This window comes from Paenibacillus sp. 7516 (genome assembly GCF_002272715.1).
Lineage (GTDB): Bacteria > Bacillota > Bacilli > Paenibacillales > Paenibacillaceae > Paenibacillus > Paenibacillus illinoisensis_A.
Window position 1 is genome coordinate 185924 of record NZ_NPBI01000024.1, and the last position, 12541, is coordinate 198464.

The following is a 12541-nucleotide window of genomic DNA, read 5'->3' on the forward strand; positions in this document are numbered from 1 at the left end:
CGATTATAAAATGTCTAGCAATTAATATTCCGGCGTTGGTGCCATGTTGAGGGAGATATCCAGATTCCCGTTGCGTGTACGAACGGCATCAAGGAATTCCTTCTGATTGACGTGTTGGCCAAGGTGAACCAGATAGACCAGTTCATACAAGCTGCCAAGTTCGGTTGTTCTCACTTTGTTCAACTGGTACTCAACATTGAATTTTTTGAATACTTCATCAAAGGCTTCTTCATAGCTCAGGTTTTCAGGAATGGTGACTTTGAGCAATTTTTGTTGACTCTTTTTGGCTCCAAATTTGAAATGACTCAGAACAAACATCAGTACACACAAGATGATGGTGAACAATACCGCGTATCCAAATGCGCCGACGCCGCAGGCAAGACCGGAAGCCATGGTGAACAGGACGTAGGAGATATCCTTGGGATCACCAGGCGCGCTTCGGAAACGGATGATCGAGAAGGCACCGGCCAAGCTGAAGGCGCGGGCTACGTTGCTGCCGATCAGCAGGATAATGATCGCAACGATAACAGGCAGGACAACCATGGTTAATGTGAAACTTTGTGAGTATGTGTTTGCATTGGTTTTCATGTATGTGAGACTGATAATTGCACCCATAAGGATGGCTAGGCCAATCGTGATCACGGCGCTGCTGAATGTCAGCGTTGTGTCGGTTAGAGCAGAACTGAAAATGGAATCAAGCATATACTACACTCTCTCTTTCTATGATCGTTTGGTTTGGTTTCATGGCAGGATCGAAGTCGGTACCCGGAACGAGGATTCGTTCACCCTGGTAGTTCAGGTTCGTCGTTCTGACGAGGCGTTTGAATTCGTTGCCGTATTTGGAGAAGCCTACACGGTACAAGCCGTGTTCAGACAATAGCTGGGATAGCCAGAACGGAACGGTTTTTTCCGCCTTGACCTCCATCAGCCAGCGACCGTCCTCCACCAGTGGTTCACCGTAGTCACCCTGCTCCAGCTTCAGATCGTATCTGCGGCTGCGGATATTGGTGTCAAAGGTGATGCGGAGATCGCGGCTGTTCTTATCGAACAATGCTTTGCGTTCATAGGCCAGATACACTTTCGGTTCCAGGTTGTATAAGCGAAGGAAGTATTCGATCTCATCGACAACCTGCTTGTTCATGTAGTCTGCCAGCTCAGGCGCCTGTCCCGTACGAACGAATTCGTAAGCCTCATCCAGCATCAGGGCCGTTCTTCTTTTGTTTACCAGGCCAAACACTTTCTTTTTGATCTCCAAATACACTTTGGCATTCTCTTCAGGTACACCGTAAGCCCGTAGTCTCAGCTTCTCCTTATATTTGGGCTTGGAGAGGCTTGCGCGGATCAGGGAATCCTGCGGAGTATCAAAGTACAGGTTGCTGATGGAGTAGAACTCGTGTTTCTTGTTGTACGCGTCCAGTTCCATGTACTTCAGCAGATCACGGTAGAAGCGTTCATATTGCTCATCGGTCAGAAGATACTTGCTCTCATATCGGTTGAATACTTCAATCGCCATTTAAGATTCATTCCTTTCATTCATGGGTTGTATGTTTTATTTCATCGTGTATCGCTTCCATGTCTGTATCTTAGAGCGCCAACCTTGAATGAATCTTAAATGATTTTACATTCCGTTGATCTTTTTTTACCTTCCTATAATAGTTCTCGTAAAATAAATGAATTAAGATTGATTCAAGATTCCGCAGGTAGAATGATTGATATAATAAAAGAAAGTGGCGACGAACAATTCAAGGCAGAGGAATGAATAGATCATGAGAATATTAATTGCGGAAGATGAGGTTCATTTGGCAGAGGCCGTATCCCAGATATTGAAGAAAAACAATTACTCCGTGGACATGGTCCACGACGGCAGATCAGGACTCGATTATGCGCTAAGCGGTATATACGATCTGCTGCTGCTCGACATCATGATGCCGGAGATGGATGGGATCAGCGTGTTGAGGAAGCTGCGCAGTGAGGGAAACCACACTCCTGTCATCCTGCTGACGGCCAAGGGTGAGCTATCGGACAAAGTAACCGGACTCGATTATGGGGCGGATGACTATATTGCGAAGCCGTTTGCGACAGAGGAACTGCTGGCCCGGATTCGGGCAGCCCTTAGAAGAAAAGGCGAGGTTGTACCCGAGGATGGGTTGAAGTTTGGCGATATTGAATTGAATACAACGCAGCTGAAGCTGGCTGTGCAGGGCAAGGAGATTAAGCTTAATTTGAAAGAGAACGAGCTGCTGGAGCTCCTGATCACACGTAAACAGGCCATCACGTCCAAGGAACAGATTATAGAGAAGCTGTGGGGTTTCGATTCTGAAGTGGAGTATAACAATGTGGAGGTATACATCTCGTTTTTGCGCAAGAAGTTGACCTTCCTGAACTCCAAGGTCCGCATCAATACCATCCGGGGTGTGGGTTATGTACTTGAGGTGACGTCCTGATGTTTAAGAGACTGCGCAACCGGTTTTTGGTCGTCAATCTGGTATCGATCTCCATCATGATGCTGGTTGCTTTTGCAACGATCTATATCATTACGTACCAGAATGTACAGCGGGAAACCAATATGGAGTTATTCAAGGTATCGGATTTCTATCACAGCCCATATAATTCGTCCAAGATGCCGCGTGGGGACGATGCTATCACAGGTAATCCGCCAACGGATGGGCAGCAGAACGGACCCGGCGGAGATCCCAATTCGCCGCCAGGGCGTTCCGTCTCGTTCATGGTGAAGACGGATAATGAATGGAACATTACGGATTCACAATCCAGATTCAGCATGGAGGAACCATTTTACGCAGAGGCATTGGAGAAGGTGGACAAGGCTGATTATGCAGAGCGTAAGACCGGACAGTTTGCGCTAAATGGAACGAACTGGGCGTACGTCATTGATCCGAGCAGCGATGGACATATGATTGTGTTCATTGATGTAACTGCCCAGCAGGGCATTCTTACGAATCTCATCTATACCTTCACCATCGTAGGTCTGTTCATGTTAATCGTCATCTACTTCCTGAGCCGTTACTTTGCCAATCGTTCCATAGCTCCGGTCAAGGAAGCGTTCGATAAACAGAAACAGTTCATCGCGGACGCCTCTCATGAGCTGAAGACACCTCTGGCCATCATTAATACCAACACCGACGTGCTGCTTGCCAACCGGGATGATACTATTGATAACCAGTCCAAATGGCTGCATTATATCAAGTCGGAGACAGAGCGCATGTCCCGGTTAACGAGTGATCTGTTATATCTGACCGAGATCGACGATTCACGTTCCACGATGATCCACTCCAAGTTTGATATGAGTGATGCGGTGGAGACCATTATTTTGACGATGGAAGCTGTTATCTTTGAGAAAAATATATCTCTCGACTACAGCATTGAGCCGGAGCTCATGGTCCATGGCAATAGTGAACAGATCAAGCAGGTCATTCTGATTCTGCTGGATAACGCTGTGAAATATTCCAAAGCCAAAGGCGAGGTCAATGTTTCACTGAAGAAGCACAATCATGAGGTGGTGCTAGCCGTCTCCAATACAGGGGATGGTATTGCACCGGAGCATTTGGATCGTATCTTCGATCGATTCTATCGTACGGATGCATCCAGAGCACGCAAGCATGGTGGACACGGTCTCGGTTTGGCGATTGCCAAATCCATCGTGGACCAGCACAAAGGTCAGATCTATGCTCGTAGTGTAGTAGGAGAGGGAGCGACGTTCTATGTTCGTCTAACTTAGATCTGAATAAGGCATGTCTGTTATGGGTTAACCTATGCTACAATGGCAACAGTATGTATGAACCAAGGAGCTGAACTGAACGTGACGGAAGCGAATTCGATTAATGAGCAGGAAATGATGCAATATATCGCGGACAAAACCAAAGCGAGTCAGGCGAATATTTCGCTTGTGCTGAAGCATGAGCAAGCCTACATCAACAAAGCGCATGAAAATGCCAAAGGCGAAGTGGACATCGACGGCGATGATCTGGCTGACTATATCCTGAGCCGCAAAGATGTGAAGCTCGATGAATTGACGGTTGAAGGCATTCTGGATGCCGAAATGGACTATCTCATGGAAAAAGGCCACGCTGGATACGTGGATTAAGATCATTTTGCCCGTAGTAATCAATGTACCAGAAAAAAAGACCCCAACCTCCACGTTACAGTGGAAAGTTGAGGTCTTCTTTTATATTTCTGTGAAGGGGCTTAATGTATTACCCGATCGTTTTGATAAAAGATTCGTACAGCTTATTATTGACCCATCATGCCGCCATCTACAGTGTAGAGGGAAGCTGTTACATAGGAAGCTTCTTCGGACAAGAGGAAGTTCATTACGGCTGCCACTTCTTCCGGTTCGCCATAACGTCCCATTGGAATGCTGGCTACGGTAGCATCCTGATAGTTTTCCACGTCACCGGAGTTTGCTTCGATTTGACGCATCATGCGAGTGTTAATCGTTCCTGGCAATACCGCGTTTACTCGGATATTGAATGGAGCAAGTTCATTTGCTGCTGTACGAGTGAGACCAACTACGGCATGTTTGGACATAATATATGGGGATACGGCTGGGGCACCCATCAGACCTGCAAGGGAAGATGTGTTCAGAATCGCACCGGATTTTTGTTTTTTCATTACTGGAATGACATTTTGCAGACCAAGGAATACGCCACGAACGTTAACGTTATATACCGTATCCAGTGCTTCAACGCTGAGGTCTTCGATCAGACCGGTTGGACCTTCGATACCCGCGTTATTGGCAAAATAGTCGATTCTGCCAAAAGCATCGAGTGCTTTTTGAACATAATTTTTCACGTCGGCTTCTTGGGATACGTTTGCTTTAACCGCAATCACATGCTCTTTGTCGAGGTTCAGTTCAGTGATTGTTTTTTGAATGGCTTCTTCGTTCAGGTCTACCAGAACCAGATTAATTTTGCGTTCAGCCAGTCTGCGTGCCAATTCTTTACCAATTCCTCCGGCAGCTCCTGTAATTACTGCTGTATGTGTATAAGTACTCATGATATATTCGCTCCTTATTTATTATTGGCAGGTTTTTCTCTAAAAAAAGTTTCAACCTGCCGTCTATCTTTCCTGTCTCAATGTTAAGATATACATAACGGTGTGACAATAATCATTGACAGCGCATATGTCTGGTATCGGACACAGATGTAAGCGGTGTTCATTTAGGTTACAATAATGGACAAAGGAGGCGAAAATGTTGATTATCGAACACCCCCAGGACCGGAGAGCACGAAGAACGCAGGATGCAATCATCGCTGCGACGGTTTCATTAATATTGGAAAAGGGAGCCGACGCCGTCACCATCCGTGACATTACAGAACGTGCAGATTACAATCGGGGCACTTTTTATTTGCATTTTCCTGGCAAGCCGGAACTTCTTGAATTCATTTTGGAGGATTTTATGCAGGGAGTGGGCCAAGCCTATGCCAAACCGTATGCTGAATTAAAGGAAGTGGATATGACCGGATTACTTCCTTCGACTATGCCTGTATTTGAATATATCGAAGCTCATCAGGATGTCTTCCGTGCCTTGATCACCATGCATGGCGATATGGCCTTAAGACTGTGCAATATGTTCCGGACTTACTTAACCGAGGATTTCGTACTGGTAACTGAAGATAGCGAGTACACGATCAATTATGATATTATGCTGAGCTACCTGATATCTGCGACGGTGGGTGTCATCATGCACTGGGCAGAGATTGGATTCAAATATTCAGCGCATTATATGGGGGAGCAGTTGACGGCATTAATAAACATCAAACCGACCCGTCTGCTGATAGAACCAGGACAGAAGGGTCGGACCATTCATGAACGTATGCTGTTGGATTAAGAAAAGGAAAGCGGGCAGCTATCCCGTCATAGAGGTGTCTGCTGCTTGCTGGAGCTGAATCAATTGTTCGCGTACGAGAACGGCTTCGCCAACAATGATTAGCGCGGGATTGGTCACCTTTTCCAAAAGGGAAAGAGTGTGAAGCTGGCCCAGTGTACCAGTAATGATTCGTTCCTTCGCGGTGGTTCCGCGTTCAATTAAGGCTGCGGGTGTATTGCTGCTTTTGCCGGATTGCAGCAGTTCACGTTGAATGTGGGGTAATTGGCTGATGCCCATATAGATGACCAGAGTGTCCACACTATGGGCGAGCAGATCCCAGCGAACGGAAGATACACGGCCATCACTCCCTGTACCTGTGACACATGCGAAGGTCGAAGCCACTCCACGATGGGTTAGCGGAATCAGGGATGAAGCCGATGTACCCACAGCAGAAGTGATACCAGGAATGACCTCAAAAGGGATTCCGGCTTCAGCCAGCACGAGGGCTTCTTCACCGCCGCGACCGAAGATGAACGGGTCACCGCCTTTAAGCCGAACCACCTGTTTGCCTTCCGCAGCGTGAGCAACCAGTAACCGACCAATCATCTCCTGACTCATGGAATGCAGCCCAGGGGACTTCCCACAATAGATTCGGAGTGCTGCTTCAGGAGCTTCGGCAAGCAAGTCATCATTCACCAGTCGGTCATACATCAGTACATCTGCCGTTTGAATGCGTCTCAGAGCTTTCACCGTAATGAGTTCCGGATCTCCGGGTCCAGCGCCTACGATACTTACCAGGCCCCGGCTCATGATCGTGTCCCCAGTTTGGACCCAGAATCAGCATTTGCCAATCCTGAACGACCGCCATGGATGGTTGCGAGTTTGGATGCCATCGGAATGGGGTTTCCCCAGCGGTGTGCAGCGTACAGCCCTAACCCGGTAAATATGGCACCACCAATGAAATTACCAAACAGCACCGGAATCTGATTCCACAGCCACCAGTCGGCAATACTGATGTCAGCACCCAGCATCATGCCCGCCGGGATGACAAACATATTTACAACAGCGTGTTCGAATCCTTGAGCAAAAAATATCGTAATCGGCAGCCACATGGCCACGATTTTACCGAGTGTGGAGGTGGACGTCATCGCCATGACTGCACCTAGTGTCACCATCCAGTTACATAGAATAGCCTTAATGATGACCAAAACAATACCTGCGCCGCCCAGATGCTGATATCCGAGCGTCTTGGCTTCGCTGGTCTGAATCAGCGTTTGAATGAGGGGACTGCTCATATCGGTTCCCATCTTCGTCAGTGTGAGTTCATATAACAGAGCATAGAACAGGCATCCAAGTATATGGCCTGCAATGACCCAGAAGTAATTACGCATCATATCCATCAGTGTGACTCTGCGTTTCATAACCGCGAGTGGAATCATGGCGAAGCTGCCTGTCACCAGCTCAAGTCCGAGCAGAATAATGATCACGAACCCTGCAGGGAATATCAGTGCACCTGCCAAACCAACGGAAGTTTGAGATACAGCGGTATATGCCAGCGTTGTTGCAAAAGCGAGAATTGCCCCGGCCAGAAAACCACGGATTAACATCTGCACCCGGTTCATTCTGGCTTTATTCTCACCTGCGTCCACCATCGATTGCAGTACTTCTGCCGGTTTAACAAAATCCATCGTGCACGCCTCCCTGATTCATGATGTCAGGCATATCTTCTGGTTAAAGACTAACCTGCAATGGTAATGTAGATCTCACCGCTATGATCATCGACCTCAGTTTTATATGTGTTCAGACATCCATCGTCCGGCTCGTGTACTTTGCCGCTGCGGAGGTCAATTTTCCAGTCATGCAGCGGGCAATGGACAGCCGTTCCACATACCATGCCTTCTGACAGCCTGCCGCCCTTGTGAGGGCAGCGATTCTCTATGGCGTGCAGTGTTCCATCACTCAATTTGAAGACGGCAATCTCGGTGTCCAAGACCGTAAACGTCCGTGCTCCCTTTTCATCAATATCCGCCAGATGTCCAATTCGCAATCGATTCATCGCTGATCCTCCTCTTCTAGTGGGCTGCCGGCTGGGTGCCAGCAAGTGGGGTGAAGTTTTTACGCAATTTTTCGTCTTCAATAATTTCCTTCCATGGATCAACAGTGCGGCCCAGTGTCAGTTCAAGCCGTTCGACCAGAGCCAGGCGCTCTTCACGGTCTTCGAGTGCCTTCTTCACATGGTCCAGACCGACACGTTCAATCCAGGCTGCCGTTCTCTCATTCCAGCGTGCGTTTTCTCTATAATATTGAAGGTAAGCATAAGTCCACTCTTCAACTTCGGCATCGGTTTTCACGGTGCACAGTAATTCTGCTGCGCGGACCTTGACCCCGCCGTTGCCGCCAACGTGCAGTTCCCATGCACCGTCAATCGCGACAACTCCCAGATCCTTAATGGTGGCTTCCGCACAGTTCCGCGGACATCCAGAGACCGCAAGCTTCACTTTGGCGGGAGCAACCATTTTGTCGAGTTTCTTCTCCAGACGAATGCCCATCTCAATGGAATCCTGAGTTCCAAACCGGCAGAAGGTGTTGCCGACGCATGTTTTCACCGTTCGCAGTGCCTTCCCGTAGCCAAATCCGGAAGGCATATCGAGTTCTTCCCAGATCTTCGGCAAATTTTCCTTTTGTACACCTAGCAAGTCAAGGCGCTGTCCACCTGTGAACTTCACCATCGGCACATCATATTTCTCGGCAACGGTTGCGATCTTAATCAGTTCCGCTGGGGAAGTGACGCCTCCGTAAATTCGGGGGATGACCGAATAGGTTCCGTCTTTTTGAATATTGGCGTGGTAGCGTTCGTTCGTGAACTTGGATACTCGCTCATCTTCGTACTCAGCTGGCCAGATCATGCCAAGGTAATAGTTGAGGGACGGACGACATTTGGAGCAGCCTTCCGGTTCATTCCAGCCAAGCACATTCATGACTTCCTTGACGGTTTTCAGCCCCATCTCTTTGATCTGGGCAACGATCTCGTCACGGTCGTATGAGGTACAGCCGCAGATGCCCTCTTTCACCTGTTCCCCGACAGCATCCCCTGCATAATGGACGAGCAGCGATTCAACAATGGGCTTACATCCCCCACAGGAAGCGGAAGCTTTGGTACAGGACTTGATGGCACCAAGGGTGTTGCATCCTTTATTCAGCACCGCGTCCCCGATGGCAGCTTTGGTGACACCATTACAGCCGCAGACAATCTCATCGTCTGGCATAGCTGCCATCCGCTCGGCTACCGATGGGCCGGAACCTGAACCGCCGGCGGATACCCCGAGCAAAATTTCCTTTTCACGTCCACTGATATTCTCTCCGCTTTTAATGAGGGAAAAGAGGGAGGCGCCGTCTGAGGTATCTCCGAACAGTACAGCTCCGATAAGCTGTCCGTCCTTCAAGACCATCTTTTTGTAAACCCCGTCTACGTCATCCTGTATACGAATGCTGCGGGTATCTGCTGCATCCTTGAATTGGCCTGCAGAGAATACATCCACGCCCGATACCTTCAGCTTGGTGGACGTCACAGACCCTTCATACCCTTCGGTTGCTGCACCGGCCAGGCGTTTGGCCAGAACCATGCCCTGTTCATACAGCGGGGCTACCAATCCATATGCGATGCCGCGGTGCTCCGCACATTCACCGACTGCCGAAATGCCAGGAATACTGGTGTTCATGTAATCATCCACGATGACACCGCGGTTCACGTTCAGGCCTGCCTGACGGGCCAGTTCAACCTGAGGGCGAATGCCGACAGCCATAACAACCAGATCAGTCTCGAGCACCGTCTGATCTGTGAAGCGCAGTGATTTTACCCGATGTTTACCCGTAATTTCTTCCGTATGTTTTTTCAAAAGAAACTTCATGCCTTGCTCCTCAAGCTCCCGTTGAAGCATCAGGCCTGCAGGCAGATCCAGATTCCGGTCCATCAGATGTCCGTTAATATGAATAACGGTGACATCCATTCCCAGATTGAGCAGCCCGCGTGCGGCCTCCAGCCCAAGCAGTCCACCACCGATTACAGCCGCTTTGCGATACTTTTGCGAGGCTGCCATCATCGTCTCACAGTCCTTGATATCACGGAAACCGATGACACCTTCCTTGTCTGCTCCAGGTAAGGGCAGAATGAATGCCTGCGATCCGGTTGCCAGAATCAGCTCATCATATGAAGCACGGACACCAGCCTGGGACACCACTTCCTTGCGCTCGGCATTGATCCGAATCACGGGATCTCCTGGGTACACCCGAATGCCGTTATCCTCGTACCAGCTCCATTCGTTGATTACGATATCTTCAATGCTCGTGCCGCCTGCAAGTACAGAGGAGAGCATGATGCGATTGTAGTTGGGGTGCGGCTCAGCACCAAAAACCGTAATTTCATAAGCATGCGGAGCGAGTTTAAGAATATGTTCAATTGTACGAATACCTGCCATACCATTGCCGACCAGCACCAGTTTTTTCGTTGTACTCATTGTGATTAGCCCCCTTGGTTCCATTCTGCGAACTGCCTCGCTTTTTCGTTCCGGAAAAATAGAAAAAGCCTGTCATGCCTCGGAGGACTGCGCATATGCATACGCATGCCATGGATCCGAGATTGCAAAACAGGCTTCATTGCCGTTTCAACCAGCTACGCCGTTGTAACTGTGATCGTTTAAATATGGAGTTGTTATGGCCTAACTATAAAAGATCCTTCCTTTCATGTCAATATAGTTAACACAAAAAAGTATTTGAAATTTGAAGTTAATTATGTTTACATGTGTGTAATGGAAACAAGAACTGAACGAGGAACGAACAGCGTGTATCACCCTTTTTATGATTATGGAAATTAGCCCAATAGGTTACCGACATGCCTAATCAGTTTCAAACATGTATATTTTCAACTTAAGATATTGTTAGGTTATATAACATATTATCTTGATGAACCATTTTAGGTGCTTAAGCTAACCATTCTGCCTATGCATTAGGGAGGGATTGATCCATCATGCGATCATTATTGGTCATCCGTGTAGAACCAACGATAGCGGCCTCATCCGATGCAATCCCTCTAACTCCTGAGAGATTGCTGGGGGCAAACGGGTACCATGTGCAGGTGACAGACAGTGAGAAGGAAGCTCTGAAGCTGGCAGCTGAAGCAGAGGCATCCATCCTGCATCTGTCGCTGGCCGATGTGGAATATTGGGTACGATGCCTGGGAAAGGGGAAGGTGAACACCCCATTGATATGGTGGTGTGCACCGGATACAGCCTCTTCCTCAGTAGAATCCTGCGAGGTAGAGACCTCATTGGATGGAATACTGACCCCATCCATGATTGGGCCTGAAATTCACTGGACGCTGCACTTTGCAGCCAAGCGTTATATGGAACGCAAGCAGTGGGAGCAGGAACGGAAACAGCTGCAGTCCCGGCTGGAGGATCGAAAGTGGATTGATATGGCGAAGGCCATTTTATGTGATCTGAAGCAAATCTCTGAGTCGGAAGCCTATGACCTGTTGCGCAAGAGAGCCATGGATGAACGTAAACGGATGGTGGATGTCGCCACGGCAATCGTGAAGGCGCATCAACTGCTCCAGTCGTAATTGAAAGGAGGACGCATCATGGATATGTCTGAGATTCTCAGGGAGGTTGGACGTGGAAAACGCGGTTCGCGTGATCTGAATTATGCCGAGGCGCTGGCTGTAGCCGAGCACATTCTGAGCCAGGAGGTGTCGCCTGCTCAGACAGCCGCTTTTCTAATGGCGGAGCGGATGAAGATGGAGAATGTCGAGGAACTGGAGGCCTTTGTTCATGCATGCCGGAACAGTTCAGACCGCCTGTCCGTATTTCAGGATGGACTGGACTGTGCAGGTCCGTATGATGGACGGACCAAATCGTTCATGGCTACCTTCCCGGTTGCTTTTGTGCTGGCAGCAGCCGGGCTTCCGGTGACATTGCACGGGAGCGAACCTCTGCCGCCCAAGTGGGGGGTAACCCTGTCCATGCTGCTCAGGGAAGCGGGTATTGATACAAGGAAAATGGATCGGGAAGAAGCCAGAGTGGCGGCGCAGAGAACGGATGTCATGTACGTATCCTCCGAAGACTGGTGCGCTCCGCTTCGACAGCTAAGACCGCTTCGAGAAGAACTTGGCTTTCGTACCGTGTTTAACACAGCGGAGAAGCTGATTGATTTTAACCATTCGCCGTATCTTGTTTTTGGCGTATTTCATAATACATTTTTGGATCGGATCGCGAAGCTGCTTACTCGCTTTGAATACCGTCGTGCTTACGTGGTACAGGGAATGGAAGGTTCGGAAGACCTCTATATTGATCGGCCTACACGTGTGTATACAGTGGAGAACGGAGATACAAGACTGGAGCTGGTGGACCCTGCTGCTTATGAGCTGGATATTCCTGTACCCGAGATGGCATGGACAGCGGCGAAACAGCTTGAAGTGGCACAATCGGTGCTCAGCGGAGAGGGGCATATCGCTTTTGTGAATCAGGTGTTGTTGAATGGCGGCTTCCGTCTGTATGTAACAGGTCGCGTCAATTCGATTGAAGAGGGCATCTATACCTGCCAAGGTTTACTGGATAGCGGTGCAGCGTATCGGAAGTATCAGCAATGGACGGTCTCCATGGGCGGGGAACTACCGGATAGCAGAGCAGTGTCCACGTATCCGGCTACCTCCAGATGATG

At 48.9% G+C, this 12541-nt stretch carries 13 protein-coding genes; 6 read left to right on the top strand and 7 right to left on the bottom strand.

Annotated features, from left to right (window positions below; genetic code table 11):
- Nucleotides 1-21: 21 nt before the first annotated feature.
- Nucleotides 22-702 (bottom strand): DUF4956 domain-containing protein, encoded by a 681-nt coding sequence (locus CHI14_RS20430; protein WP_095290753.1) that lies wholly within the window; start codon nt 700-702, stop codon nt 22-24.
- Entirely contained in the window at nt 695-1513 is an 819-nt protein-coding gene (locus tag CHI14_RS20435) for a polyphosphate polymerase domain-containing protein (protein WP_095290755.1), read from the bottom strand. The genes CHI14_RS20430 and CHI14_RS20435 overlap by 8 nt, the downstream gene beginning before the upstream one ends.
- A 253-nt stretch (nt 1514-1766) precedes the next feature.
- Between CHI14_RS20435 and CHI14_RS20440 the strand changes: the two genes are divergently transcribed.
- From CHI14_RS20440 to CHI14_RS20450, 3 genes are read left to right on the top strand one after another with little or no spacing between them, the layout of a single operon-like run.
- A complete protein-coding gene (locus CHI14_RS20440; RefSeq protein ID WP_095290757.1) occupies nt 1767-2444 on the top strand; it encodes a response regulator transcription factor in 678 nt (225 codons plus the stop codon).
- Nucleotides 2444-3736 (top strand): sensor histidine kinase, encoded by a 1293-nt coding sequence (locus CHI14_RS20445; protein WP_095290759.1) that lies wholly within the window; start codon nt 2444-2446, stop codon nt 3734-3736. The genes CHI14_RS20440 and CHI14_RS20445 overlap by 1 nt, the downstream gene beginning before the upstream one ends.
- Before the next feature lie 42 nt (nt 3737-3778).
- Complete coding sequence (locus tag CHI14_RS20450) at nt 3779-4102, top strand: hypothetical protein (RefSeq protein WP_227780152.1); 324 nt, start codon at nt 3779-3781, stop codon at nt 4100-4102.
- Nucleotides 4103-4248: 146 nt separating this feature from the next.
- On the opposite strand, the gene CHI14_RS20455 is transcribed toward CHI14_RS20450, so the two are convergent.
- Nucleotides 4249-5013: an SDR family NAD(P)-dependent oxidoreductase gene (locus CHI14_RS20455; RefSeq protein ID WP_095290762.1), complete on the bottom strand. Its 765-nt coding sequence runs from the start codon at nt 5011-5013 to the stop codon at nt 4249-4251.
- 199 nt (nt 5014-5212) lie between these two features.
- On the opposite strand from CHI14_RS20455, the gene CHI14_RS20460 reads away from it, so the two are divergent.
- A complete protein-coding gene (locus CHI14_RS20460) occupies nt 5213-5848 on the top strand; it encodes a TetR/AcrR family transcriptional regulator (RefSeq protein ID WP_170948204.1) in 636 nt (211 codons plus the stop codon).
- A gap of 18 nt (nt 5849-5866) precedes the next feature.
- Here the strand turns inward: CHI14_RS20460 and cobA are convergent, their stop codons facing one another.
- Genes cobA through nirB form a run of 4 tightly spaced genes read right to left on the bottom strand, consistent with a single transcriptional unit; the run spans nt 5867 to nt 10341 of the window.
- Nucleotides 5867-6637, bottom strand: a complete 771-nt coding sequence (cobA, locus tag CHI14_RS20465) for a uroporphyrinogen-III C-methyltransferase (RefSeq protein WP_095290767.1) — start codon at nt 6635-6637, stop codon at nt 5867-5869.
- Complete coding sequence (locus tag CHI14_RS20470) at nt 6634-7515, bottom strand: formate/nitrite transporter family protein (protein WP_095290769.1); 882 nt, start codon at nt 7513-7515, stop codon at nt 6634-6636. The genes cobA and CHI14_RS20470 overlap by 4 nt, the downstream gene beginning before the upstream one ends.
- A 50-nt stretch (nt 7516-7565) precedes the next feature.
- Nucleotides 7566-7883 (bottom strand): nitrite reductase small subunit NirD, encoded by a 318-nt coding sequence (gene nirD / locus CHI14_RS20475; RefSeq protein ID WP_095290771.1) that lies wholly within the window; start codon nt 7881-7883, stop codon nt 7566-7568.
- 16 nt (nt 7884-7899) lie between these two features.
- A complete protein-coding gene (gene nirB, locus CHI14_RS20480; protein ID WP_095290772.1) occupies nt 7900-10341 on the bottom strand; it encodes a nitrite reductase large subunit NirB in 2442 nt (813 codons plus the stop codon).
- Nucleotides 10342-10850: 509 nt separating this feature from the next.
- On the opposite strand from nirB, the gene CHI14_RS20485 reads away from it, so the two are divergent.
- Nucleotides 10851-11444 (top strand): ANTAR domain-containing response regulator, encoded by a 594-nt coding sequence (locus tag CHI14_RS20485; protein ID WP_095290774.1) that lies wholly within the window; start codon nt 10851-10853, stop codon nt 11442-11444.
- Nucleotides 11445-11462: 18 nt separating this feature from the next.
- Nucleotides 11463-12539 carry an anthranilate phosphoribosyltransferase gene (locus CHI14_RS20490; protein WP_095290775.1) on the top strand — a complete coding sequence of 359 codons (1077 nt, stop codon included), beginning with the start codon at nt 11463-11465 and terminating at the stop codon, nt 12537-12539.
- Nucleotides 12540-12541 lie beyond the last annotated feature (2 nt).